Source organism: Streptosporangium minutum (assembly GCF_002149035.1).
GTDB classification, from domain to species: Bacteria; Actinomycetota; Actinomycetes; order Streptosporangiales; family Streptosporangiaceae; genus Streptosporangium; species Streptosporangium minutum.
Window position 1 is genome coordinate 1 of sequence record NZ_NGFP01000042.1, and the last position, 25,406, is coordinate 25,406.

Annotated in this window: 21 protein-coding genes, 2 tRNA genes and 1 riboswitch; of the genes, 11 read left to right on the forward strand and 12 right to left on the reverse strand. The window is 69.4% G+C overall.

The window, feature by feature from the left end:
- Positions 1 to 528: 528 nt before the first annotated feature.
- Positions 529 to 3,114: a valine--tRNA ligase gene (locus CA984_RS11955; RefSeq protein WP_086571272.1), complete on the reverse strand. Its 2,586-nt coding sequence runs from the start codon at positions 3,112 to 3,114 to the stop codon at positions 529 to 531.
- Positions 3,115 to 3,194: 80 nt separating this feature from the next.
- Here CA984_RS11955 and CA984_RS11960 point away from each other — a divergent pair, with 80 nt between their 5' ends.
- The gene (locus tag CA984_RS11960; protein WP_086571274.1) at positions 3,195 to 3,944 is read left to right on the forward strand and encodes a GntR family transcriptional regulator; all 750 of its coding nucleotides are present in this window, start codon (positions 3,195 to 3,197) and stop codon (positions 3,942 to 3,944) included.
- A 117-nt stretch (positions 3,945 to 4,061) separates the two neighbouring features.
- Here the strand turns inward: CA984_RS11960 and clpX are convergent, their stop codons facing one another.
- From clpX to CA984_RS11985, 5 genes are all read right to left on the reverse strand, one after another.
- Positions 4,062 to 5,342: an ATP-dependent Clp protease ATP-binding subunit ClpX gene (gene clpX, locus CA984_RS11965; protein ID WP_012893706.1), complete on the reverse strand. Its 1,281-nt coding sequence runs from the start codon at positions 5,340 to 5,342 to the stop codon at positions 4,062 to 4,064.
- Positions 5,343 to 5,535: 193 nt separating this feature from the next.
- Positions 5,536 to 6,180 carry an ATP-dependent Clp protease proteolytic subunit gene (locus CA984_RS11970; protein ID WP_012893707.1) on the reverse strand — a complete coding sequence of 215 codons (645 nt, stop codon included), beginning with the start codon at positions 6,178 to 6,180 and terminating at the stop codon, positions 5,536 to 5,538.
- A gap of 11 nt (positions 6,181 to 6,191) precedes the next feature.
- Positions 6,192 to 6,836 (reverse strand): ClpP family protease, encoded by a 645-nt coding sequence (locus CA984_RS11975; protein ID WP_012893708.1) that lies wholly within the window; start codon positions 6,834 to 6,836, stop codon positions 6,192 to 6,194.
- Between the two features lie 371 nt (positions 6,837 to 7,207).
- The gene (tig, locus tag CA984_RS11980) at positions 7,208 to 8,614 is read right to left on the reverse strand and encodes a trigger factor (protein WP_086571276.1); all 1,407 of its coding nucleotides are present in this window, start codon (positions 8,612 to 8,614) and stop codon (positions 7,208 to 7,210) included.
- A 208-nt stretch (positions 8,615 to 8,822) separates the two neighbouring features.
- Positions 8,823 to 9,689 (reverse strand): helix-turn-helix domain-containing protein, encoded by an 867-nt coding sequence (locus CA984_RS11985; RefSeq protein WP_086571278.1) that lies wholly within the window; start codon positions 9,687 to 9,689, stop codon positions 8,823 to 8,825.
- Positions 9,690 to 9,956: 267 nt separating this feature from the next.
- Here CA984_RS11985 and CA984_RS11990 point away from each other — a divergent pair, with 267 nt between their 5' ends.
- A complete protein-coding gene (locus tag CA984_RS11990) occupies positions 9,957 to 10,442 on the forward strand; it encodes an ATP-binding protein (RefSeq protein ID WP_086571280.1) in 486 nt (161 codons plus the stop codon).
- A gap of 225 nt (positions 10,443 to 10,667) precedes the next feature.
- On the opposite strand, the gene CA984_RS11995 is transcribed toward CA984_RS11990, so the two are convergent.
- Positions 10,668 to 10,741 (reverse strand) — tRNA-Pro (locus CA984_RS11995).
- Positions 10,742 to 10,830: 89 nt separating this feature from the next.
- On the opposite strand from CA984_RS11995, the gene CA984_RS12000 reads away from it, so the two are divergent.
- Positions 10,831 to 10,901: transfer RNA gene (locus tag CA984_RS12000), tRNA-Gly, on the forward strand.
- Positions 10,902 to 11,108: 207 nt separating this feature from the next.
- Here the strand turns inward: CA984_RS12000 and CA984_RS12005 are convergent.
- A complete protein-coding gene (locus CA984_RS12005) occupies positions 11,109 to 11,795 on the reverse strand; it encodes a class I SAM-dependent methyltransferase (protein WP_207620830.1) in 687 nt (228 codons plus the stop codon).
- A gap of 257 nt (positions 11,796 to 12,052) precedes the next feature.
- Here CA984_RS12005 and CA984_RS12010 point away from each other — a divergent pair, with 257 nt between their 5' ends.
- Both CA984_RS12010 and CA984_RS12015 read left to right on the forward strand, forming a co-directional pair.
- Positions 12,053 to 13,639, forward strand: coding sequence for a phytoene desaturase family protein (locus CA984_RS12010; RefSeq protein WP_086571285.1), 1,587 nt, complete (start codon positions 12,053 to 12,055; stop codon positions 13,637 to 13,639).
- Positions 13,636 to 15,357: an ATP-binding SpoIIE family protein phosphatase gene (locus CA984_RS12015; RefSeq protein ID WP_086571338.1), complete on the forward strand. Its 1,722-nt coding sequence runs from the start codon at positions 13,636 to 13,638 to the stop codon at positions 15,355 to 15,357. Before CA984_RS12010 ends, CA984_RS12015 begins: the two co-directional genes overlap by 4 nt.
- Before the next feature lie 99 nt (positions 15,358 to 15,456).
- On the opposite strand, the gene CA984_RS12020 is transcribed toward CA984_RS12015, so the two are convergent.
- Both CA984_RS12020 and CA984_RS12025 read right to left on the reverse strand, forming a co-directional pair.
- Entirely contained in the window at positions 15,457 to 16,119 is a 663-nt protein-coding gene (locus CA984_RS12020) for a response regulator (RefSeq protein WP_086571286.1), read from the reverse strand.
- Complete coding sequence (locus tag CA984_RS12025) at positions 16,116 to 17,327, reverse strand: sensor histidine kinase (RefSeq protein ID WP_086571288.1); 1,212 nt, start codon at positions 17,325 to 17,327, stop codon at positions 16,116 to 16,118. Before CA984_RS12025 ends, CA984_RS12020 begins: the two co-directional genes overlap by 4 nt.
- A gap of 531 nt (positions 17,328 to 17,858) precedes the next feature.
- Between CA984_RS12025 and CA984_RS12030 the strand changes: the two genes are divergently transcribed.
- Positions 17,859 to 19,433, forward strand: a complete 1,575-nt coding sequence (locus CA984_RS12030; protein ID WP_086571290.1) for an alpha/beta hydrolase — start codon at positions 17,859 to 17,861, stop codon at positions 19,431 to 19,433.
- A 13-nt stretch (positions 19,434 to 19,446) separates the two neighbouring features.
- Here CA984_RS12030 and CA984_RS12035 read toward each other — a convergent pair whose 3' ends face one another.
- Positions 19,447 to 20,502, reverse strand: a complete 1,056-nt coding sequence (locus tag CA984_RS12035; RefSeq protein ID WP_086571293.1) for an AI-2E family transporter — start codon at positions 20,500 to 20,502, stop codon at positions 19,447 to 19,449.
- A gap of 194 nt (positions 20,503 to 20,696) precedes the next feature.
- On the opposite strand from CA984_RS12035, the gene CA984_RS12040 reads away from it, so the two are divergent.
- Positions 20,697 to 21,287: a TIGR03086 family metal-binding protein gene (locus CA984_RS12040; protein ID WP_242675899.1), complete on the forward strand. Its 591-nt coding sequence runs from the start codon at positions 20,697 to 20,699 to the stop codon at positions 21,285 to 21,287.
- Here CA984_RS12040 and CA984_RS49245 read toward each other — a convergent pair.
- Complete coding sequence (locus CA984_RS49245) at positions 21,284 to 21,361, reverse strand: 50S ribosomal protein bL37 (protein ID WP_399517414.1); 78 nt, start codon at positions 21,359 to 21,361, stop codon at positions 21,284 to 21,286. The genes CA984_RS12040 and CA984_RS49245 overlap by 4 nt on opposite strands.
- A 167-nt stretch (positions 21,362 to 21,528) precedes the next feature.
- On the opposite strand from CA984_RS49245, the gene CA984_RS12045 reads away from it, so the two are divergent.
- The 4 genes from CA984_RS12045 (at position 21,529) to CA984_RS12060 (ending at position 25,270) form a co-directional block, all read left to right on the forward strand.
- Positions 21,529 to 22,125 (forward strand): HD domain-containing protein, encoded by a 597-nt coding sequence (locus CA984_RS12045; protein WP_086571295.1) that lies wholly within the window; start codon positions 21,529 to 21,531, stop codon positions 22,123 to 22,125.
- Between the two features lie 84 nt (positions 22,126 to 22,209).
- Positions 22,210 to 23,010: a DeoR/GlpR family DNA-binding transcription regulator gene (locus CA984_RS12050; RefSeq protein ID WP_086571298.1), complete on the forward strand. Its 801-nt coding sequence runs from the start codon at positions 22,210 to 22,212 to the stop codon at positions 23,008 to 23,010.
- Positions 23,007 to 24,086, forward strand: a complete 1,080-nt coding sequence (galT, locus tag CA984_RS12055; protein ID WP_086571300.1) for a galactose-1-phosphate uridylyltransferase — start codon at positions 23,007 to 23,009, stop codon at positions 24,084 to 24,086. The genes CA984_RS12050 and galT overlap by 4 nt, the downstream gene beginning before the upstream one ends.
- Before the next feature lie 71 nt (positions 24,087 to 24,157).
- Positions 24,158 to 24,293, forward strand: a riboswitch (cyclic di-AMP (ydaO/yuaA leader).
- A gap of 41 nt (positions 24,294 to 24,334) precedes the next feature.
- Entirely contained in the window at positions 24,335 to 25,270 is a 936-nt protein-coding gene (locus tag CA984_RS12060) for a coiled-coil domain-containing protein (protein ID WP_242675900.1), read from the forward strand.
- Positions 25,271 to 25,406: the final 136 nt, after the last annotated feature.

Below are 25,406 nucleotides of genomic sequence, written 5' to 3' on the forward strand. Positions count from 1 at the left end.
CGCGTCGGATGTATCAACCAAAGGAATCCGTCCCCCACCGAAGGCGGGTTGGACGGGGTTGTGCTTCATGCACTGGCTTTTAACACACTGTTGAGTTCTCAAGCAACGGACGCGTTCTCCATCTTCCCGGCCAACTGGCCCGGCGTCCGGTGCGTTTCGTTCGTTCCGTTGTGTCTTTATTCTTTCAGGCCCGCTTTTTCGTGTCAAACCGGCCCGTTCGGAGCCACTTGACTTGATCTAGCTGGTCTTACCGGAATTCCGACCGCCCCGTCTCCGGAGCAACCCTTCTAACTTACTCCGACATTCAGGCCTTGTCCAACCGTTCAGACAGAACCGGATTCTCGGTGATCTTTTAGAGGGGAGTGCAGGAGCTCGTCCTGCTTGATGAACTCTAGCAGTCCACTCGGGCTGCCATGACCCACTTCGCGGTAACAACTAGGTCTTCCCTGGGCCAGGGGCTCCCAAACGCGGGAGCCCGGAGTCAACGGACTCCGGGCTCCCGATCAAGAACGCGCCTCGGACGCGTGCTCAGCCGGCGGGGAGCGCGGCCAGCTGGGCGGCCAGCCGCGTGATGTCCTGGTCGGCCTGAGCCGCACGGGCCCGGACCTTGGTCACCACGTCGTCAGGCGCCTTCGACATGAACTGTTCGTTGCCGAGCTTGGCCGCCACCTGGGCGGCCTCCTTCCGCGCCACGGCGAGGTCCTTCTCCAGGCGCTTGCGCTCGGCCGCCACGTCGATCGTCCCTGCCGTGTCGATCTCCACGACGATCCCGCCCACATCGAGGCGGGCGGTGGCGGCGAAGGATTCCGACGGCTGATCGAGCCGGAGGAGCGATCGGATCGCGCCCTCGTGCGAGGAGAGAGCCGTACCGGTCAGGGACAGGCGCGCGGCGACCCGCTGACCGGGCTTGAGGCCCTGATCGGAGCGGAATCTGCGGACTTCGGTGACCAGCCCCTGGACGGCGAGGACCTCCTCCTCGGCCGAGGGGTCGCGCAACGACTCCTGGACCGTCGGCCACGGGGCGACGACGATCGACTCGCCTCCGGTGACCGCTCGCCACAGTTCTTCGGTCACGAACGGCACCAGCGGATGGAGCAGCCGCAGGAGCGAGTCGAAGACGTGGCCCAGCACGAGCCGGGTGTGCTCCTGGCCCGAGGCGATCTGGATCTTGGCGAGCTCCACGTACCAGTCGCAGACCTCATCCCAGGCGAAGTGGTACAGCAGGTCGGAGACCTTGGCGAACTCGAAGTCCTCGAAGGCCGCGTCCACCGACGCGACGATCTCCTGGAGCCGGGACAGGATCCACCTGTCGGCCGCGGTCAGCTCCTCGACCGGGAGCTCGCCGACCGCGGCGCCGTTCATCAGCGCGAAGCGCGTGGCGTTCCAGATCTTGTTGCAGAAGTTGCGGGAGCCTCCGGCCCACTCCTCGCTGATCGCCACGTCGGAGCCGGGGTTGGCGCCGCGCAGCAGCGTGAAGCGGGTGGCGTCGGCCCCGAAGCGCTCGACCCAGTCAAGCGGGTCCACCACGTTGCCGAACGACTTCGACATCTTCTTGCCGTACTGGTCGCGGACCATGCCGTGCAGGGCCACCGTACGGAACGGAGGCCGGCCGTCCATCGCGTACAGGCCGAACATCATCATCCTGGCGACCCAGAAGAACAGGATGTCGTAGCCGGTGACCAGGACGGAGGTCGGATAGAACTTGTCCAGCTCCGGTGTCTTGTCCGGCCAGCCCAGGGTGGAGAAGGGCCACAGGCCGGAGGAGAACCAGGTGTCGAGGACGTCCGGGTCCTGGACGTAACCGGCGGGCGGCTCCTCGTCCGGCCCGACGCAGACGACCTCGCCGGCCGGGCCGTACCAGACCGGGATCCGGTGGCCCCACCACAGCTGCCGGGAGATGCACCAGTCGTGCATGTCGTCGACCCAGTCGAAGTAGCGCTTGGCCAGCTCCGGCGGGTGGACCCTCGTCTGGCCGTCGCGGACCGCGTCACCGGCGGCCTTGGCCAGCGGGGAGACGTTGACGAACCACTGCAGTGAGAGCCGGGGCTCCACCACGGTCTTGCAGCGCGAGCAGTGGCCGACCGAGTGGAGGTAGGGCCGCTTCTCCGCGACGATCCGGCCCTGCTGGCGCAGGGCGGCCACGACCGCGGGCCGGGCCTCGAAGCGGTCCAGTCCCTGGAACGGGCCGTGGGCGGTGACCACGCCTCGCTCGTCCATGACCGTGATGGACAGCAGCGAGTGGCGACGGCCGATCTCGAAGTCGTTCGGGTCGTGCGCCGGGGTGACCTTGACCGCGCCGGTGCCGAAGGCGGGGTCGACGTGCTCGTCGGCCACGACCGGGATCCGGCGCCCGGTGAGCGGGAGCTCCACCTCTCGGCCGATCAGGTGCGCGTAACGCTCGTCGGACGGGTGGACGGCCACGGCGGTGTCACCGAGCATGGTCTCGGCACGGGTGGTCGCGACGACGATGGAGTCGTCGCCGTCGCCGTACCGGATCGAGACGAGCTCCCCCTCGTCCTCGCTGTGCTCCACCTCGATGTCCGACAGCGCGGTCAGGCAGCGCGGGCACCAGTTGATGATGCGCTCGGCGCGGTAGATGAGCCCGTCGTCGAAGAGCTTCTTGAAGATCGTCTGGACGGCGCGGGAGAGCCCGGGATCCATGGTGAAGCGCTCGCGCGACCAGTCGACGCCGTCGCCGAGCTTCCTCATCTGGCCGAGGATCCGGCCGCCGGACTCCTCCTTCCACTGCCACACACGCCCGACGAAGTCCTCCCGGCCCAGGTCGTGCCGGGACAGGCCGTCCTTGGCGATCTCACGCTCGACGACGTTCTGAGTGGCGATGCCGGCGTGGTCCATACCCGGCAGCCAGAGCGTCTCCTGGCCGCGCATGCGGGCGCGGCGGGTCAGCGCGTCCTGGATGGAGTGGTCGAGGGCGTGGCCGATGTGCAGGACACCGGTCACGTTCGGCGGGGGCAGGACGATGCTGTACGGCTCGCGCTCGCTGCTCGGGTCCGCGGTGAAATATCCCTCCGACACCCAGCGCTCGTAGCTCCGGGTCTCCACGTCGGCGGGCGTGTACTGGGTAGGCAGCTCTGGCGTCGTCACGATGTCCAATTCTAGGGACGTCCGGGTGGTCGATGTCCCATGGTCTCAAGACTTGAAAGGTGTCTATACATCTTCTAGCTTATCCATACATGTCGACTCTTTACCGGCGGCTTGCCGACGAACTACGTGCGGGCATCGCCAACGGGACCTACCCGCCGGGCTCTCGGCTGCCGTCGGAGAGCGAGCTGGCAGAGCGGCACGGGGCTGCGCGGGGGACCGTCCGTCAGGCGTTCACCGTGCTCGCGGCCGATGGGCTGATCTCCTCGCGCAAGGGCACCCGGCGGCTGGTCCTGGGGCCGGCCCTCAGGCAGAGCTTCAGCCAGTTGCACAGCTTCTCCCGGTGGGCGGCGTCGATCGGCGAGACCCCGGGCGTCCGGATGGTGGAGCTGGTCCGGCGCGAGCCGACGGATCTGGAGGCCGAGCGGCTGGAGCTCTCTCCCGGCACCCGGATCTACCACCTGACCCGTGTCCGGCTGCTGTCCGGCCGGCCGGTGATGGTGGAGCGCACCGCCTACGTGGAACGGATCGGCGCCCTCGTCGGCGGGATCGCCGCCGACGCCGGCGACGAGTCCGTCACCGCCCGGCTGGAGGAGCTCGGCGTGGTGTTCGCCCACGCCGAGCACACCGTCAGCGCGATCACAGCCGAGGCCGAGGACGCCCGGCTGCTCGGCGTCCGCCCCCACAGCGCCCTGCTGCGCGAGCTCCGCCGTACCACCGACCCGGACAACCGCCCGCTGGAGTGGTCCGACGACCGCTATCTCGGCGACGCCGTCGCCTTCACCGTGCACAACTCGGTGCGGGCCAGCACTCTCATCCGCTCCTCCGCCCCCTCCCGCTGAGACGCCCGCCCTCTCGCCGCTCACAGGCTGATCCGGTCAGGTGGGGGCGGGCCGTGCCGGCGGAGACGGCGACGCCCCCGCAGAGTGACTCTGCGGGGGCGTCGCCGTGCGGACGGGTTACGCGGACTTCTCCCGCGGCGGCCGCTGCTGCTTGTTGAGCTGGTCACGCGGCACGAGCGTCGGGTTGACGTGCTCCAGCACCGACTCGCGGGTGATGACGACACGGGCCACATCCTGGCGGGAGGGCACCTCGTACATCACCGACAGGAGAACCTCCTCCAGGATGGCCCGCAGGCCACGCGCGCCGGTGCCGCGCAGGATCGCCTGGTCGGCGATGGCCTCCAGGGCGTCGTCGGTGAACTCCAGCTCGACGTTGTCCAGCTCGAACAGGCGCCGGTACTGCTTCACCAGGGCGTTGCGCGGCTCGGTGAGGATCTGGATGAGCGCGTCACGGTCGAGGTTGTGCACGCTGGTGATCACCGGAAGACGGCCGACGAACTCGGGGATCATGCCGAACTTCAGCAGATCCTCGGGCATGACGTCACCGAAGATGTCGGAGGAGTCGACGTCCTCCTTGGAGTGGATGATGGCGTTGAAGCCGATGCCCTTCCTGCCGACCCGGGACTCGATGATCTTTTCGAGGCCCGCGAAGGCGCCACCGCAGATGAACAGCACGTTGGTGGTGTCGATCTGGATGAACTCCTGGTGGGGATGCTTGCGCCCGCCCTGCGGCGGCACGCTCGCCGTGGTGCCCTCCAGTATCTTCAACAGGGCCTGCTGCACGCCCTCACCGGAGACGTCCCTGGTGATCGAGGGGTTCTCGCTCTTACGAGCGATCTTGTCCACCTCGTCGATGTAGATGATGCCGGTCTCGGCCTTCTTGACGTCGTAGTCAGCGGCCTGGATCAGCTTGAGAAGTATGTTCTCGACGTCCTCGCCCACGTAGCCCGCCTCCGTCAGGGCGGTGGCGTCGGCGATGGCGAACGGCACGTTCAGCATCTTCGCCAACGTCTGGGCGAGCAGTGTCTTGCCGGATCCGGTCGGGCCCAGGAGCAGGATGTTGGACTTGGACAGTTCGATGCCGTCGTCACGCCCGCGCTCACCGGACTGCACCCGCTTGTAGTGGTTGTACACCGCCACCGAGAGTGCCTTCTTCGCCTGGTCCTGACCGATGACGTAGGCGTCGAGGAACTCGTAGATCTCCCTCGGCTTGGGCAGACTGTCCCACTTGAGCTCCGAGGACTCGCTGAGCTCCTCTTCGATGATCTCGTTGCAGAGATCGATGCACTCATCGCAGATGTATACGCCGGGTCCGGCGATGAGCTTCTTGACTTGCTTCTGGCTCTTCCCACAGAAAGAGCACTTCAGCAGGTCTCCCCCGTCGCCGATGCGTGCCACCCCAGATACTCCTTTGCGTGGGACCGCTCTGGCTGCCGCGGTCCGTTTCTTCCGACCGGCCCGATACCCGGTACGAAAAGTCATCCCGCTCAGGTTTCGACGTTACCGTCTTCTGAGCCCTCAGTGAGCCCCCTAGCGGCGAGTCGCACCGGAACGTGCCCAATTGGGCACCGTTCCGGTGCGATAGGCCTCATTAAGAGGCTATGGCCTTGGCCAGCTTCTTGCGGGACGGGATGATGTCGTCGATCAGCCCGTACGCCTTGGCCTCCTCGGCATCGAGGATCTTGTCGCGCTCGATGTCCTTGCGGACCTCGGCGGGTGTCTTGCCCGAGTGCCGGGCCAGGATCGTCTCCATCTGCGAACGCATGCGCAGGATCTCCCGCGCCTGGATCTCGATGTCGCTTCCCTGGCCGCCGCCCTCGGTGGAGGGCTGGTGGATCAGCATGCGGGCGTTCGGCAGGGCGAACCGCTTGCCGGCCGTACCGCCGGCCAGCAGGATCGCCGCGGCCGAGGCCGCCTGCCCGAGACAGACGGTCTGGATCTCCGGCCGGACGAACTGCATCGTGTCGTAGATCGCCATCATGGCGGTGAACGACCCGCCCGGCGAGTTGATGTAGACACTGATGTCACGGTCGGGGTCGAGGGACTCCAACGTCAGCAGCTGGGCCATGACGTCGTTGGCCGACGCGTCGTCCACCTGCACGCCGAGGAAGATGATGCGGTCCTCGAACAGCTTGTTGTACGGGTTCATCTCCTTGACGCCGTAGGACGTGCGCTCGACGAAGGAGGGAAGAACATAACGGCCGTTGATGTCTCCCGGCCGGATCAACTCACTCACCTTGTGCCCCTTCAGGAGACGGCGCCCGTGGAGGGCACCTGCCGCGCGCTACGGACGACCTGGTCGATGAAGCCGTAGTCCTTGGCCTCTTCCGCCGTGAACCAGCGGTCGCGGTCAGAGTCGGCCTCGATCTGGTCGAGCGGCTGACCGGTGTGGAAGGCGATGCGCTCGGCAAGAGTCTTCTTGACGTAGAGCATCTGCTCCGCCTGGATGGCGATGTCGGCGGCGGTACCGCCGATGCCTCCGGATGGCTGGTGCATCATGATGCGGGCGTGCGGCAGGGCGTAACGCTTGCCCTTCTCGCCGGCGCAGAGCAGGAACTGGCCCATGGAAGCGGCCAGACCCATCGCGACCGTGCACACATTGTTCGGCACGTATTCCATCATGTCGTAGATCGCCATACCGGCGGTCACCGATCCGCCTGGCGAGTTGATGTAGAGCCAGATGTCCCGGTCCGGGTCGTCCGCGGCGAGCAGGAGCAGCTCGGCGCAGATTCGGTTGGCGATCTCGTCGTTGACCTGGGTGCCCAGCACGATGATGCGCTCACGCAGCAGCCGCTGGTAGAGCTGGTCTTCGAGCCTGAACGAGCCGTTCGGCTGGCTCATCGACTCGGGCCCGGAGCCGGTCGGCTGGTAGAAGGTCGGCGGGCTGGTCACAGCGTCACCTTCCGATGCGTCGTAATCGATTGGCTTTGCTTGTGACCTTAACGCGCGCCGCCCACCGGACATGCCCCCTCCGAGTGCTGTTCGCTGACGGCGCATGCTCGTCACCCCGTCCCAAGCTCTTTCGCACGACCCCTCGGGACCAGTTTCCGCCCGGGCCGGCCAGCGTGTCGACGCCGGGTCCCGGGCGCGGAACAGCCGTTTCCCGGGGCGAGTACCGTCCTCGGGTACGGCTCGCGGCCCCTCAGCGCCGTCCAGACGGCGCCCGCCCCCTCACCGGGGCGGGAAGAGGCGGCACCGGGAAACGACGAGGCCCCCCGCCGTGCCGGGCACGTCGGGGGGCGTCGGGCGCGTCGCGGCGGAGCCTACTTGGCGGCCTCGGCCTCGGCGGGCTTGTCAGCCGAGTCCTCAACCGACTCCTCGGCGTCCTCCTCGGCGGGCTCCTCACCGTTGATCTCGGTGTAGATGGCCTTGAGGTCCACCTCGTTGCCGGCCTCGTCGGTCACCTTCGCGGCGTCACCGACGACACTCTTGGCCTTGTCCCGGACGATCTCGACCATGGCCAGCGTGAGCTGGTCGTTGTCGGCGAGGTGCTGGGCGAGCGTGTTCGGGGCGACGTTCATCTGCATGGCGCGGCGCACCACGAAGTTGGTCAGCTCCTGCTCGCTGACACCGAGCTCCTCGGCCTTGACGATCTTGTCGAGGACGAAGCCGGTCTTGAGCGCCTTGGCGGCGTTGTCGTCGAACTCGGCGTAACGCTCCTCCTCGGTGGTCTGGTAGAGGCGGAAGTACGCCTCCTTGCTCAGGCCACTCTCGGAGATCTGGTGCTCGAGGTTGTGCTTGCGGCTGTCGACCTCGGCCTTGAGCGCGCTCTCCGGCAGCGGAATGTCGATCTTGGCGAGGAGGGCGTCCAGGGCGTTCTCGCGGGCCTGGACGACCTGGTCGATCAGCTTGTTGCGACGGGCCTGCTCCCGGATGCTGTCCTTGAGCTCGTCGAGGCTGTCGAACTCGCTGGCAAGCTGGGCGAACTCGTCGTCGAGCTCAGGGAGGACCTTCTCCTTGACGCTCTTGATGGTGATGGTGACCACGGCCTCCTCGCCGGCGTTCTCGCCGCCGACCAGGCTCGTGGTGAACTCCTTGGTGTCACCGGCGGACATGCCGACCAGCGCGTCGTCCAGGCCCTGCAGCACCGAGCCGGCGCCGACCTCGTAGGAGACGTCGTTGGCCTGCTGCTCCTCGATGTTCACACCGTCGATCGCGGCGGCGAGGTCCATGACGACGTAGTCGCCGTTGGCGGCGGCGCGCTCGACGCCGGTCAGCGTCGCGAAGCGCTGGCGCAGGCCGTCCAGCTGGGCGTCGACGTCCTCGTCGGACACCTCGGCGACCGGGACGGTCACTTCGAGGCCCTGGAAGTCGGGAACGTCGAAGTTCGGGCGGATGTCCACCTCGGCGGTGAACTCGACCTGCTCGCCGTCCTCGATCTTGGTGACCTCGATCTCCGGCTGGCTGACCGGGAAGATGTCGCTCGCGTCGACGGCCTGGCCGTACAGCTTCGGCACGGCGTCGTTGAGGGTCTCCTCCAGCACCACCGCGCGGCCGAAACGCTGCTCGATGATCCGGGCCGGAACCTTGCCGGGGCGGAAGCCGGGAACGCGCACCTGCTGCGCGACCTTCTTGTACGCCGCCTGCAGGCTCTCGCCGAGCTCCTCGAACGGCACCTCGACAGTGAGCTTGACCCGAGTCGGGCTGAGCTCCTCCACAGCGGTCTTCACGGGGTGGTCTCCTTGATCAAGCTTCGAGTGATCGCGGGCGCGTCAAGTCGTACGGCTACCGCGGCAAGCTCGCGCGCCGCGCCCACATGAGCGGCACCGGGCACAGCCGTCGAGACATGCGAGATTAGGGCATGCTCCACTGTGGCGGGTGTCCAGCGCCGCTGGCCAGTCTAGGGCAGACCTACACCTCGGAGCGACCGCTGCTTGTTCAGTTCTCCTTGATGATGCGCCTCAGGATGTCGGTGGTCTCACCCGGGGTGGTGCTGACCGCGCACAACCGCTCCATGACCTCGCTGTAGCGGTCGACTTCCTCTCGTTTGTCCAGGTAGAGGGCGCTGGCGAGCTGCTCGACGTAGACCACGTCGGGGAGCTCCTGGTCCTGGAAGCGCAACACGCTGAAGGCCCCGCCCTCCGCGCTGTGGCCGCCGAAGCTGAACGGCATCACCTGAATCGTGATGTTGGGCCGGCGCATGAGGTCCAGCAGGTGTTCCAGCTGGGCCCGCATCACCTCGGAGCCTCCGATGGGACGCCGCAGGGCCGCCTCGTCGATGACCGCCCAGAAGAACGGCCCGTCGGGCCGGTCGAGCACCTGCTGGCGCTCCATCCGCAGGTCGACGCGGCGAACGATCTCCTCGGGGGCGACTCCGGCGCTCCCCGCGGTGATGACCGCCTTGGCGTACTCCTCCGTCTGGAGCAGGCCCGGCACGAACTGCACCTCGTAGGTGCGGATCCGGGACGCCGCCTCCTCCAGGCCGACGTAGGTCTGGAACCACGAGGGCAGCAGGTCGTTGAACCGGTGCCACCAGCCGGGCTCGTTGGCCCTGAGCAGGAGGTCCATCACCGCCGAACGGGCCGCCTCGTCCTCCACCCCGTAGAAGGTGAGAAGGTCGGCGACATCGCGCTCTCTCAGGCCGACCCGTCCGAGCTCCATCCTGCTGATCTTGGATTCGGAGCCCCGGATCAGGTGGCCGGCCTCTTCCCGTGACAGACCCTTGGTCTCGCGCAGCCGGCGCAGTTGGGAGCCCAAAAGGATACGCAGAGCTGTGGGACCTGATCCCTGTTGAACCTGCGTCACTTCGCCTCCCTCTTCACTTGGGCCAGCGCACACAGTGTCACCACTTCCGGCCTCGATGACAAGGTCTCAACACCGTGTCCGATTCGCCAACTTCCTGTCGTAACTGCCCATGCTGCTGCACATTGCAACTGCACGTGCATTTGGGTCTTGCAGCGGGCGTTCCGGTGACCCATGATGGCCTAGTGCATATTGGGCTTATGGTGCACAGGCTCTGAAAACTCACAACTGGCACGGAGACTCACGATGACAGCGGGAGGTACCGGCAGGATGGTGGAGGAGCCAAAATCGGCTGCCGACTACCTGCAGGCGACTCGCGAGGTCGGCTTCGACGAGCTGCTCGGGGCCAACCACTCCGACGCCACGGCGTGTCCGCTCCCCCGACAGGCCGATTCCGTGAAGACCGCCCGGGATGTGACCCGATCGACACTGAGCGACTGGGGTCTGTCGGAACTGAGTGATGACGCAGCGCTAGTGGTTTCGGAACTGGTGACGAACGCTGTCCGTTACGCACTGTGCCCGGCCAGTCAGGTCGAGGCCACCCCGATCACCCTGATGCTGCTGCACCTGTCGCCCCACGTGCTGCTCGCCGTGGCCGACCCCAGCGACGAGGTCCCCACCCCCAAGGAGCCGGACTTCATCTCCGAGAACGGCAGGGGCCTCTACATCGTGGAGACCTACAGCCAGTGCTGGGGCTGGGACCACCTCGACCGCGGCGGCAAGGCCGTCTGGGCCCTTTTCAGCGGCACCGACTGATCCGCTCGCCGTACGGCCGCTCCCGTAAAGCTCCCGGCACGCTCCGCCCGCGCAGGGCCCTCCACCGAGCCTTCCCGCACATCCCCCTCCTTCTCACAGCGTCTCGCCGCATGACCCGCCGCTGACCCCCGCCGAACTGCCGTTTCCGGCCATGCGATCCGCCGCCCGGAGAACGGAAAAGGCCGCCTCCGGAAATCGGAGACGGCCTCTAGCTCGTATTACGTGTCGGGGTGACAGGATTTGAACCTGCGGCCCCCTGCTCCCAAAGCAGGTGCGCTACCAAACTGCGCCACACCCCGGTCCGTCGGGTACGCGCTCGCTCCGGAACTCCGGTACGATTACGCCCTGACGACCGGATGAAGTCTAGACCAGACTGACACCGGCTCGCGCGGACGTAGCTCAATGGTAGAGCCCCAGTCTTCCAAACTGGCTACGCGGGTTCGATTCCCGTCGTCCGCTCAGATGGCAGAAGGCCAGGTCAACCGATACCGGGAGACCTGGCCTTCTGCTTTTCCCTAAAACTTTACGATCTTCCGTTCCCCTGGCGTGCCCGATGGTTTCTGTGCCGGTGGCCTCGCGCCTTTGTGAGGGCCTGCCCGAGCGGTGGCCTCGTCCCGGTCCTTGCTCGCGCACCGGCAGGACGACGCCCTCCCGGGCGGTGGGCCGTCAGCGCGGCACCGCGCGCACCCATCCCCGGTCGCCGTTCAGGAATCCGGACATCGTCAGGCCCGCCTCGCCGAGTTCCGCCTCCAGGAAGTCGTCGTCAAGGCGCCTGCTGAGGTAGGAGTGGGTCCATTTCCGCTCCCCCACCGTGTATTCCAGGGTGAGGTCGAGGAGATGGGGCTCGGGCCGGACGACCTCGGCCAGGCGGACGACACGGCCGTCGCCGCCGTCCCGCTCGAAAGGCTGGACCGTGTCGTACCACTCGGGGGGCTGACGCTGCAGGATCACGCACCCGTCGTCGGCGACGTGCTCCCGGCAGGTGCGCAGGAACGCCCGGCGGAGTCCGTCGTCGGCCGTCTCGATCACGAACGACATGAGCAGGACGACGTCGAACCTCCTGTGGAGCGCCAGCGTCTGGATGGACGAGCAGACCGTCTCGGTCCCCTTGATGTGCGCGAGCATCTCCGGCGACTCGTCCACGGCGACCACCTCGTGCCCGAGTGCCAGGAGGCTGTGGGTGATCCGTCCCGCGCCCGCACCGAGCTCCAGGATGGACGCCCCCTCGGGGATCGCCGCGTGGATGTGTTCCGGCTCACCCTTGGGGGTGAGGATGGCGTAGTGGTCGACCGCGCAGCCGTCCGGCGTGATCGGTCCTGGGCCGGTGCCGTGATAAAGCCTTCGAGGAGTCACGATCACCATCCTGCGCGACGGTCCGGAGGATCGCGCGAGGGGTTCCCGCTCCCCCGGGGCGGACCGCCGGCGGGATCGTGCGGCTGCGGGAGGCACCAGACGGGCATCGGCAGGTCGATCTTGACTGTGACGCCACATATCGGGACCATATGGTTGAGATCAAGAAATATCGATGAATCTCCGTCAAACACGGACCCAGGCGTAGATCATTCTTTACGATTCTCCTGAACGGCAGTCAAGTCGCACTGGAGGAGAATGTGACGGGGTTCGACGGCGTGATCATCGGTGGCGGTCACAACGGGCTCACGTGCGCCGCCTATCTCGCCAGGGCGGGCCTGTCCATAGCGGTCGTCGAGCGCAACGACGAGGCGGGCGGAGGCTGCAGCACCCAGGAGCTCACCCTCCCCGGATTCCGGCACAACACCCACAGCAGCTACCACTTCCTGGAAGAGGGCCCGGTCCCGGCCGACCTCGAACTCCAGCGGTACGGCCTGCGCTACGTCTACCCCGAGACCCAGCACTCCACGATCTTCCGGGACGGCCGCGCGATCACGGTCTACACCGATCCCAAGCGCACCGCCGAGTCCTTCGCGCGCTTCTCCCGCGCCGACGCCGACCGGTGGCTGGAGCTGTACGAGCGCTACGCCGAGGCGGCCAGGGACCTGATGAACGGCTTCCTGTATTCCAGACCGCTGCCGCCGCCCGTGCTCGCCGAACGGCTCCAGGGCGACCTGGGCCGGGACCTGCTGAGCTACATGCCGCTGTCGCTGTACGAGGCGGTGGACAGGAACTTCGAGAGCGAACAGGTCAGGGTGCTGTTCAAGTCCTTCCTGCACGCGATCTCGATCGAGAACGTGCCCGGGACCGGCGGCTTCCTGCCGCGCCTGCTCTCCCGCATCGCCAGGCTCGGCGTGCCCGTGGGCGGCGCCGTCAACGTCGCGAACGCGCTGCGCGGCGTCATCGAGGAGCACGGCGGCATCGTGGTCACCGGCGCGCACGCCGAGCGGATCCTGGTCGACGACGGCCGCGCCGTCGGGGTCAGGCTCGCCACCGGCGACGTCCTCAGCGCGCGGCGGTTCGTGGCCAGCGCGGTGGACGCCCCCCAGACGGTACGGCTGGCGGGCCCGGAGAACTTCGGCGCCGACGTCGCGGCCAAGGTCGAGGACTACAAGTGGGCCGGGCACAGCCTGGTCACCCTGCACCTCGCGCTGGACGAGGCGCCGCGTTACCTGGCGGCCGAGTTCGAGCCCGATGTGGACCGGGCCTTCCTGGTCGTCCTGGGCGCCGACGACAGCGAGCAGCTCGGCCGTACCTTCGACCAGATCCACCAGGGGCGGCTGCCCGACCGGCTGGCGGGCAACGGCGCCTGTCCCTCACTGTTCGACCCCTCCTACGCCCCGGACGGCAAGCACGTGGCCTTCTGGTGGCCGTGGGCCCCCTACGACCTCGGCGGCGACGCGGGGAACTGGGACCGGCAGCGTGAGGAGGTCGGCGAGCGGCTGCTCGCCGAATGGTCGGAGTACGCCCCCAACCTGGCCCGGGGCGCCGTGCTCGGCAAACGGGTCTTCTCTCCACTCGACATAGAACGGCACTGCGTCAACATGGTCCGCGGCAGTCATCACGTCGGCGCCTACGAGCCCGCTCAGCTGGGCGGCAACCGGCCCGTCCCCGAGCTCGGGCAGTATCGCACCCCGATCACCGGCCTCTATCTCTGCGGCGCGAGCAGCCATCCCGGCGGCTCGGTCTCCGGAGCCCCCGGCTACAACGGCGCCAACGCCATCGCCGAGGACCTCGGCCTCAACACCTGGTGGACCCCGGTCCCGGCCCCCCGGTGGAGCGCGTGAACCGCCGCTTCGTCGCCAAGGACCCCGCGGCGGCCGCACCGCGGATGAGCAGCCCCGCCACCATGAACGAGCAGCTCTCCCTGCTCAACGCGGCGAGCAAGCGGATCGGCAGCACCCTGGACATGTTCGAGACCGGCAGGGAGCTGATGGACGTCGCCGTGCCGCGCTTCGCGGACGCGGCGGGCATCCTGGTGCAGGACCGGCTCATGACCGACGGGGAGTTCCCGCAGCGCAGCACCGACGGCACGGCGCTGGTGCGGCGGATCGCGGTCGGCGTGTCCGATCCCGCACCCGGCGAGTACGCCAGGGCGTTCCCGGTGGACGAGGTCGCGGTCTACGAGGCGTGGACGCCCTACGCCAGGTGCATGGCCACCGGCAACCCGATCCTCTATCCCCGCTTGGGGCGCCGGACCGCCGAGGAGATCGGGCGGTTCTGGAAGCGCGACTCGGTGTCCAGGGTGCTGGAGGACAGCTCCTTCCTGGTGGTCCCGCTCAAGGCGCGCGGCCGGGTGCTGGGCTTCGTCGTCTTCACCCGCAGGCCCGACAGCGAGCCCTTCGAGGAGCAGGACATCGGCCTCGCCGAGGAGCTGGCGGCCAGGACCGCGGTCTGCCTGGACAACGCCCGGCTCTACAACCGCGAGCGCCGTACCGCGCTGACCCTGCAGAGCAGCCTGCTCCCGGCCGACCTCTACCAGCCGCTGGGCCTGACGATCGCCTCCCGCTACCTGCCCGCGAGCGACCTGGTGGGGGTGGGCGGCGACTGGTACGACGTGATCCCGCTGCCCGGCTGCCGCGTCGCCCTCGTGGTCGGCGACGTCATGGGGCACGGCATCAGGGCGGCGGCCACGATGGGCCAGCTGCGCACGGCCGCCCGCACGCTGGCCAGTCTCGACCTCAGCCCGGCCGAGGTGCTGTTCCGCCTCAACCGGATGAGCCAGGACCTGGACGCCACCCAGATCGCGACGTGCGTCTACGCCACCTACGACCCGGTCACCCGGATCTGCGCGCTCGCCTCCGCGGGGCACGTGCCGCCGATCCTGGTACGGCCCGGCGGCAAGCCCGAGCTGCTGGAGCTGCCGCCGGGGCTCCCCCTGGGCATCGGCAACGAGCCGGTCGAGATGCGCGAGCTCGTCCTCCCGCACGACGCCGTCCTCGCCTTCTACACCGACGGCCTGGTGGAGAGCCGCGAGCGGGACATCGACGAGGGCATCGGCATGGTCTGCGATCTGCTCGCCGGCCAGAACCGGGACCTGGAGGAGGTGTGCGATCTCACGATCAGCGCGCAGCGTCCGGGACACGAGCGCGACGACATCGCGCTCCTGCTGGCCAGGGTGCGCGAGCTGGACGAGGACGACATCGTCGAGATCGACTTCCCGTCGGATCCCCGCTCCGCCTCCAAGGCGCGCCGTTTCGTCCGGGCCACGCTGACCGAGTGGCGGCTGGACTCGATCGCCGACGCCACCGAGCTCATGATCAGCGAGCTGGTCAGCAACGCCATCAAGCACGGCTCGGGCACGGTCGGCCTGCGCCTGCTGCGCGGTCCCACGCTGGTGTGCGAGGTGGCCGACCGCTCCCTCGCGATGCCGGTCATGCGTGAGGCCGGCAGCGGGGACGACACCGGCCGCGGGCTGCACCTCATCAACTGGCTCGCGCATCGGTGGGGCTCCCGGCTGACGCCCAAGGGCAAGGTCGTCTGGGTGGAGCAGAGCCTGCCGTGAGGCCCGCCGGCCCGGGGCGCGAGGTCGGGAGAAGGCCTCGCGCCCCGGGGCAGGGACGCCGTTCGGGGCAGAGGGCGTCCAGGTGCGGCCCGGCCGTCCTCACGCCGGGCGGATGAGCCGGGCCTCGTAGGCGAAGACCACGGCCTGCACCCGGTCGCGCAGCTCCAGCTTCAGCAGGATCCGGCCCAGATGCGTCTTCACCGTGGCCTCCGCGAGGTGCAGGCCGGCGGCGATCTCGGTGTTGGACAGGCCGCGGGCCACCTCGATGAGCACCTCTCGCTCGCGGGGGGTGAGCCGTCCCAGGCGCTCGTCGCTCGCCGGGACGCCGCCGGTGGGGAGCTGGTGGGCGAAGTTCTCCAGCAGGCGGCGGGTGATCCGCGGCGAGACCGCCGCGTCGCCCGCGGCGACGTTCCGGATCGCCGCGAGCAGTTCCTCGGGCAGGGCGTTCTTGAGGAGGAAACCGGAAGCTCCGGCCCTCAGACCGGCGAAGGCGTACTCGTCGAGGTCGAAGGTGGTGAGGATGAGGACCCGGGTCTGCCGGCACTGCCGGACGATCCGGCCGGTCGCCTCGATTCCGTCGGTGCCGGGCATGCGTACGTCCATCAGGACGACGTCGGGACGGAACCGCCGTGCGAGCTGCACGGCTTCGACGCCGTCCCCGGCCTCGCCGACCACTTCCATGTCCGGCTGCGCTTCCAGGACCATGGTGAACGCCATGCGGAGCAGGGGTTCGTCGTCGGCGAGCAGGATGCGGATCGTCACGCGTCGCCGCCGGCCGGGCCGAGGTCGAGGGTGGCCGAGACCTGCCAGCCGCCGCCCGGAAGGGGGCCGGCGTCCAGGGTCCCGCCGTACGCGGCGGCGCGTTCGCGCATGCCGGGGATGCCGTGTCCGGAGCGTGGGCCGGGGGCCCGCGCGGTGCGGCCGTCGTCGGTGACGTCGATGGTGACGGCGTCGGACGAGCAGCGCACCCGGACCTCGGCGCGGGTGCCGGGCGGCGTGTGCTTGAGGACGTTGGTCAGGGCTTCCTGCACCAGGCGGTAGGCGGTGAGCTGTGCGGCGGCGGGGATGGGGATGGGATCGCCCTCCAGGTCGAGGCGGGTCGGCAGCCCGGCTGCGCGCATCTGGCCGGCGAGGGACTCCAGCTGCGCGATGCCGGGCATCGGATGGCGCAGCGCGTCCGGTCCGTCGGCCCGCAGGACGCCGAGGGAGCGCTGCATGTCGGTGAGGGCCTGCCGCCCGGTGCCGGAGATCTGGTGCATGGCGGTGGTCGCCTTGTCCGGTGAGCGGTGCTGCGCGAAGACCGCGCCGTCGGCGAGCGCGACCATGACGGACAGGTTGTGGGTGACGATGTCGTGCATCTCTCGGGCGATACGGGCCCGTTCGTCGGCCACCGCGAGCCGGGCCCGCTGGTCGCGTTCGCGCTCCAGGCGGACCGCGCGGTCCTCCAGGGAAGCGAGGTGGGCGCGCCGGATCCGCGCGTTCGTACCGGTGACGGCGACGGCGACGGCCACGGCGGTCAGGAAGACGGCTGAGCTGAGGAATCTCCCGTCGGGTGCCGCCCAGCGGGCGGAGGCCAGCAAGATGCCGGCTTCGAGGACGGCCCCGGCCATGAGCGTGCGGTGCCAGGTGGAACGCGCGGCCACCGTGTACAGGGCCACCAGCAGCGCCACATCGGTCAGCAACTGGACGTCGGCGAGCCACTGGACGGACGCCACGGCGGCCACCGCGAAGAACACCGCCAGGGGCGCGCGACGCCGCCACACCAGGGGCAGCGACAGGGCCGCCTGGAGGATCAGGGCTCCGGGAGGGTCCCGGTAGACCTGGCCGGTGAGGCCGACGCTCCCAAGGAAGATCACGGCCGCCAGTGAGGCGTCGAACGCCACCGGCGGGAGCCGCGCACCCAACCGCAGCAGGGTCCGTACCGGTCGCGCTCTCCGTGCGGAGCCGAAAAGGGTGGGGACCCGGTTCATGGCGCCAACATAGTCGGCTCCGGCTGGAGGACGACACGTCCGGCCCGGCCTTTCGGGCGACCGGCAGGGCGGGGTCCTCTCCCGCGCGAGATGACCGGCGAGCCCTCCCGCGAGCTCACCGGAAGGCCCGCCGGACCGCGATCGCGTCAGCCTGGAGTCGTACACGGATTCCCCGGATGGGATATCCGGCGCGGCTCCGTCCCGAAGGAACCGCTGGTCAGAGGTAGGGCGGCCGACAGCCCCCCGAAAGCGCACGGCGATCGCGCACAGCCGCGGAAACCCCGACCGGGGACTGACGCGCCGGACCGGCCGTGCGGCCTAGCTTCGTACCCGTGACGGTGCGGCCCGTGATCTCCACGGGCCGTTCAGGCCGCCGGGGAGCCGCCCGCGCGCCGTGCCGTCGGGCCCGGAACCGCCGTGACCCATCAGGTCCGGAACCGCCGGGACCCGTCAGGTCCGGAAACAGGACGACCGTCAGGTCCGGAAACAAGGCAACCGTCGTGTCCAGAAACAGGGCAAGAGGAGAATTCGATGCGTGGACGAAGGATGACTGTGGCCGGGGTCGTGATGGCGGCCCTGGCGGGCACCGCCGTGATCGGCGTGCGGCCGGCGTCCGGGACGGCCCAGGCAGATGCCGGCGGCCGTGCCCAGGAGGACGGGGCGGCCCGGTTCCAGCGGCAGGAGGTCACCTGGCATCGCTGCCAGACCGGCCCGGACGACGCGATGGGCAAGGAACTGGACGACGCGAAGGCCCAGTGCGCCGAAGTCACCGTGCCGCTGGACTACAGCCGTCCGGGCGGGCGGACCATCAAGGTCGCGATGTCCCGGCTGAAGGCCACCGATCCCGGGCGCCGGCGGGGGGCGCTGCTGTACAACCCCGGAGGCCCCGGCGTTCCCGCGACGTACCTCGCGCTCAAGGTCAAGCAGGCCGAGCCCGCGGTCGCGGCCCGCTACGACCTGATCGGGATGGACCCCCGCTTCGTCGGGCGCAGCACCCCCCTGAACTGCAAGTGGCCCACTGTCGGCATCGGCTCCGCCGGATCGGACCGGCGCACCTTCGATCGGAGCGTGGCGCTGGCCAAGGATCTGGCGGCCCGCTGCGCCGCTCACCGGGACGTGCTGCCCCACGCCTCCACCCGCAACACCGCCCGGGACATGGACGTGATCCGGGCCGTCCTCGGCGAGCCGAAACTGTCCTACCTCGGCTCCTCCTACGGCACCTACCTGGGCGAGGTCTACCTGCAGCTGTTCTCCCGCCGCGCCGACCGGGTCGTTCTCGACAGCGCCCTGAACCCCGACCTGTTCGGCCCCGACCTGACACGCACGGCGGGACCGGCCGCCACCGCGGTCCTGGAGGACTGGGCGGCCTGGGCGGCCCGCCACCACGGCCGCCATCGTCTGGGCGCCACCCCCGCCGAGGTCCTGGCCACCGTCGACCGGATCAACCGGGCCGTCGCCCGCGGCCCGCTGCGGGTCGGCCGCCACCGCGTCGACAGCGGCACCCTGCCCCAGCTCCTGTGGAACGTCACCGCCGGCGACAGCGACGAGGCGTACGCAAGCTTCGCCGCCGACGTCAAGGTCCTCCGCGACGCCGCCGGCGGCGTCGCGGTCACCCCCACCCCGGTCCTGGAGCAGGTCCTGACCGGCCTGTCGTCCCCGGACGCGGATGGATCCGCCAGCGTCCAGACCGCGATCCAGTGCGCGGACCGGGACGCCTCCCGCGACCCCGAGACCTACTACCGCGACATCCAGGCCCATCGCGCCGACGAGCCCCTGTTCGGCCCGCTGACCCGCAACCTCACTCCTTGCTCGTTCTGGCCGACCACTCCCGCCGAGCCCCCCACCCGGGTCCGCAACGACGTCCCGGTCCTGATGGTGGGCGCCACCGGCGACCCGGCAGCCACCTATCCGGGCCAGCAGGCCGCGCACCGCGCCCTGACCGGCTCCCGCCTGGTCACCTTGCGTGGCGCCTTCCGCCACACCGTGTACGGGGGACTCTTCTCCCCCGGGAACGCCTGCGTCGAGAAAGCCGTCAACCGCTATCTGATCGACGGCGTCCTGCCCGCCGGCGACACCACCTGTTCCGTCACTCCGGCGGGCCGGTGAGCTCCGGCGTCCGTCAAGGGCGGCCGGGGAGCCGGCCGCTGATCAGCGGGGTGGCCCAGCGGGCCGCAGGATCGGAGTCGAGCAGCAGCGCGCGGGCGAAGGCGCTGAGCGGCACCGCCAGAATCGCCCCCAGGGCGCCGAGCACGTAGGCCCACACGAGCAGGGACAGGATGGTGACCGTGGTGGACAGACCGGCCGACTCCCCTACGAACTTGGGCTGGATCACCGACTGGATGACGAAGTTCAGCACCGAGTAGACGACCACCACGGCGACCATCGTGCTCGGCCCGGAGTCCAGCAGCGCCAGCAGCGCGGGCGGGATGACCCCGATGACGAACCCGACGTTGGGGATGTAGTTGGTGATGAACGCCAGCAGCCCCCAGAGCAGCGGCAGCGGCACACCCATGATCCACAGGGCGATGGTGTCGAGCACCGCCACGATCAGCCCGAAGACCGTGGAGACGATCAGATAGTTGCACGTCCCGTGGGCGAACTCGCTCAGCGCCTGGACCATGTGGGGCCGCGAGGCCCTCAGCGACCCGATCGCGTCGTGCGTCACGGTGGCGTCCAGGCTCATCCCGAACAGCAGCAGCGTGATCAGGATGAGGGCCGAGCCGACGCTGAGCAGCCCTCCCAGGAAACCCTGCACCAGTCCGATGAGCGAGCTGGGGTCGAGCTTGCTCAGCGCCGACCTGACCTGTTCCTGGGTGATGCCGAGGTGGTCGATGCCCTGGGCGATCGAGGACAGCAGCCGCTGGTACTGCGCGGCATAGGCGGGCAACAGGGCCACGAGCTGCGCCGCCGAGACGACCAGCGAGCCGACCAGCGCGACGAGCAGCAGCAGGACGGTGAGAAGCGGGACCGCGACCAGCACCCACGGTGCCGCGCCGCGACGGCGCAGCCAGACCCTGAGCGGGCTCACCGCGATGGTGAGGGTGAGTGCCAGGAAGGCCGGGCCGGCGATGCCGGCCACCGCCCTGACCCCGGCCAGCGCCACCACCGCGGCGGCCAGCCCGAGCAACAGCCTGAAGCCACTCGACGATCTCGCGGGTCCGGACACTTCGGCCATGGTGACACTATGGCGTGACACTCTCACGGAGAGCGTCAACCGCGCCGCAGCGTCGCCTCCTCCCGCGACCCGGCCCTTCGGCGGACCGACGCCGCGATGGCCACCGGATGAACCCCCGTGGTCGGGTGCCGCGCCCCGGCCGGTCATGCCCCACGGGCCCGATGACGGGGTGCCCCTCAGGAGTTACGGTCGAAATGACGACTCGGGAGGACATGATGACTATCGACATACGTGAGGCCTACCGACGCACCCTGGATGACTTCGGTGCTCTTGTGCACCAGATCCGACCGGACCAGTGGGAGAACAAGACGCCGTGTGTGGACTGGGACGTGCGCGCCCTGGTCAACCACGTGGTCGGGGAGAACCGCTGGGCCCCGGAACTGCTCGCCGGACGGAGCGTCCCGGACCTCGGCGACGCCCTCGACGGCGACCTGCTCGGCGACGACCCGTTGAAGGCGTTCGACACCTCGGCGGTGGCCGCCGCCCAGGCGGCGGGTGGCGAGCGTTCCCTGACATGCGTCGTCCACCTGTCGTTCGGCGACGTGCCCGGCGAGGAGTACATCACCGAGCTGTTCGCCGACGCGCTCATCCACACCTGGGACCTGGCCCGTGCGATCGGCGCCGACGAGCGGCTCGACCCCGAGCTGGTCGAGGCCTGCGCGACCTGGTTCGCCGGCGCGGAGGAGGGTTATCGCCAGGCGGGAGTGATAGGAGAGCAACAGCCGGTGCCCTCGGACACCGATTCCCAGACCAGGCTGCTCGCCTCGTGGGGGCGCCGCAGCTAGCGGGCAGTCGGCCGTTTGCCGTGGTTGGCCCTGCGCTTCCTGCGTGACCGGCTCTTGCGCGCGCGTCTGCCCATGCCGCACCCCTTCCGTCGGGTCCGGCCTTCACATTCCTCCTCGAACGCGCGCCGTACAAGACCTGACGCGTGCCGTACAAGGCCTGAGGCGCGCCGTACGGGACACGGGGGACGAGCCGTCCGGCGGCGGCCGGCACGGCGGCCGGCCGTGGTTCTAGGCTCCCCGCATGAGCGCGAATCTGATGGACCGCTGGCGGTCGCTGGCCGGGCCCGAGGCCGAGAGCCTCGGGCGGGATCTGATCACCCGGTACGGCGAGCCGCACCGCAGATATCACACGGCCGACCATCTGGAGGCCGTACTGGACCACATCGACACGCTGGCGGAGAACGCGACGGCTCCCGACCTCGTACGGCTCGCGGCCTGGTTCCACGACGCCGTCTACGACCCGCGGCGCGGCGACAACGAGGAACGCAGCGCCCGGCTGGCCGAGCGGATGCTGCCCGAGATGGGTCTGCCCGCCGCGGCGGTGGCCACGGTGGCCCGCCTGGTGCGGCTCACCCTGACGCACGACCCCGCGCCGGACGACATGGACGGCGCCGTGCTGTGCGACGCCGACCTGGCGATCCTGGCCGCCCCGCCCGAGATCTACTCGGCCTACGCGGCGGCCGTGCGCCAGGAGTACTCCTTCGTCCCGGACGACGCCTTCCGGGCCGGTCGGGCAGCCGTGCTGCGCTCGCTGCTCGACCTGCCGACGATCTTCCGGATCGCCGGTCCGGAGGCAGCGGCCAGGGCGAACATCCACGCCGAGCTTGAGCGGCTGTGAGCCGCTATTCACCAGGATCCAACAGCGTTCACCCAAATCTCCTGTGATAATTTGGTGGAATCTGTTTGATTAAGGAGTGGGTCAATGCTCGCCCAACAGCGGCAGCAGGCGATTCTGGAGCGGGTGCGCGGCAGCGGCGGGGTCAGGGTCGCCGACCTCGTCCGCGAACTCGGGGTGTCCGACATGACGATCCGCAGGGACCTCGAGGTGCTGGCCGAGCGCGGGCTGGTGGAGAAGGTCCACGGCGGGGCCACCGCCGCCGGCCCCGGCTCGACCGAGGAGCCAGGATTCGCCGCCAAGTCGATGCGCCAGCAGCCGGAGAAGGAGGCGATCGCCCAGTACGCCGCCCAGCTCGTCCGGCCCGGCACGGCCATCGCGCTCTCCGCCGGCACCACGACCTGGACGCTGGCCCACTGCGTGGTCGACGTGCCCGACCTGACCGTGATCACCAACTCGATCCGGATCGCCGACGTCTTCCACCGCTCCCCCCGCGCCGACCGCACCGTCGTGCTGACCGGCGGCGTCCGGACCCCCTCGGACGCGCTGGTCGGCCCGGTCGCCGTGGCGGCCGTCCGCGGGCTCCACGTGGACACCCTGTTCCTCGGCGTGCACGGGATGGACGCCCGCGCCGGGTTCACCACGCCCAACCTGCTGGAGGCGGAGACCAACCGCGCGCTGGTCGCCTCCGCGCACCGCCTGGTGGTGCCCGCCGATCACACCAAGTGGGGGACGGTCGGGATCAGCACGATCGCCGGGCTGTCCCAGGCCCACGTCGTGATCACCGACTCCGGCCTGCCGGACGAGGCCCGCGACGAGCTCACCGCCCAGGTCGGCGAGCTGATCGTCGCCGAGGCGCGGCCGGCGAGCGAGGCGCTGGGCCGATGAAGCGCACGATCACCCACCTGGCCGACGGCCGGGAACTGTTCTACTTCGACCGGCGTGACGACGCCGACCGCGGCGCGACCGACATGCGCGACCTGCCACCCCGCCCCCCGGCCTCCGAGCTGCGATACGACCCGCTCACCGAGGAGTGGATCGCGGTGGCGGGGCACCGTCAGGGTCGCACCTTCCTGCCGCCGGCGAGCGAGTGCCCGCTGTGCCCGTCGACCCCCGGCAATCTGACCGAGGTCCCGTCGAGCGCCTACGACGTCGTCGTCTTCGAGAACCGCTTCCCCTCCTTCTCCGCCCAGACGGGCGAGCACCACCAGGTGGGGGGGCTGAGCGAGGTCCGTCCGGGGGTCGGGCGATGCGAGGTGGTCTGCTTCACCTCCGACCACGGCTCGTCCTTCTCCGAGCTCTCCGCCGGCCAGGTCGAGCTGGTCATGGAGGCCTGGATCGACCGTACGGCGGAGCTGTCCGCGATGCCCGGCGTGGAGCAGGTGTTCTGCTTCGAGAACCGGGGAGCGGAGATCGGCATCACCCTGGCGCACCCGCACGGCCAGATCTACGCCTATCCCTACGTGACCCCGCGCACCAGGCTCTCCCTGGGCGCGGCCGAGCGCCATCGGGAGCGGACCGGGGGCAACCTGTTCGCCGACGTGCTGGCCGCCGAGCGGGAGGCCGGGATCCGCGTGGTCGCCTCGAACGAGCACTGGACGGCCTTCGTCCCCGCCGCGGCGCGCTGGCCCGTGGAGGTCCACCTCTACCCGCACCGCCAGGTCCCCGACCTGGGCGGGCTGGAGCCCGCCGAGCGCGCGGCGTTCGGACCGCTCTACACGGAGGTGCTCCGCCGCCTGGACGGGCTCTTCGGCGTGCCGATGCCGTACGTCGCGGCCTGGCACCAGGCGCCGGTGAACGTCGGCCGGGAACTGTCGTACGCGCACCTGGAGCTGTTCAGCATCCGCCGGGCGCCGGACAAGCTGAAGTATCTCGCCGGATCGGAGTCGGCCATGGGGGCTTTCGTGAACGACGTCCTGCCCGAGGAGGCGGCCCGCCTTTTACGTTCCGTTGTCACAGTATGATCACTTATTAGTCTCAGATTAGGGTCGCGTTACCCTGGGTTTACCACTACTATCCTCACACATCGGACCCAATGTCCGATATGCCTAATTCCGGGCGCGTCGTCCGGGAGCCGGGGACCCACCGCACTTGGGGTGAACCACTTCGGTGGAAGGGCTTCCTCCAGCCCGAACCCGTCAGCTAACCCGGTAGGCGGAAGGAGAGGAGAGTCGTGGCGGCTCTATCCCCCACGTTCCGTCGCCATGCGGCTTTGACCATTTCCATGGTCTCGGCCCTGGCGTTCACCCTCGGCACGGCGACCGCGGGCAACGCGGCCCCCAAACCGAAGGAGTCCCAGCTCCGCGCCGAGCTGGCCCAGCTGAACAAGAAGGTCGACAAGCTCATCGAGGCCTACGCGGCCAAGCGCGAATCCCTCAAGAAGGCCAGGGCCGCCGAGAACGTCGCCAAGTCGGACCTGCGCAAGGCCGAGGAGAGCTACGCCGAGGCCGAGAAACAGGTCGACGCCCTCGCCCAGTTCCGTTACCAGAGCAACTCCGGCGACCTGCCCTCCCTGCTGTTCTCCACCAACCTCGACGGTGCCACGATCATGGAGCAGCTCAGCGCCCAGCAGAGCAGCTACCTGCAGGGCTTCGCCCTGAGCCGGGACCTCAGGAAGCAGGCGGCGGACAAGGCCGCCCAGCTCACCAAGACGATCGGCGAGGAGGCGGCGGCGGTGGAGAACCAGCGTGAGGAGGCCGAGCAGGTGATCGGCGACATCGAGAAGAAACTCGACGCGCTCGTACCCACCGGCTCCGGCCGCCGCGCCGACGGCAGCTGGGCCCCCCAGCTCCCCGCCGGCGCCGACAACATCACCGACCGCACCCAGATCATGCGCGAAGCCATCAAGAAGCGCTTCCCCCTGCCCTACCAGGTCGGCTGCTACCGCGCCGCGAACGACGGCGGCGAACACCCGCTCGGCCGCGCCTGCGACTTCATGATGAGCACCGGCGGCTCGATGCCCTCGGCCGCCCACGTCAAGCTCGGCGACGAGATCGCCGCCTGGGCCATCAAGAACAAGGCCGCCCTCGGCGTCAAATACGTCATCTGGCGCCAGCGCATCGACACCGGCTCCGGCTGGCGTCCGATGTCCAACCGCGGCGGCATCACCGCCAACCACTTCGACCACGTCCACATCTCGATGTACTGAGCTGCTGGGGCGGTGACCTGCGGTGAACGCGTCGCGGGTGGCTCTCCGGACACATGACGCGTTCTCCGCCGCCGACATTCCCGAGCTGCTCGATCACCGGGTGGCGCCCGGCCCCGTCGTCGAACGGTGGCACCCG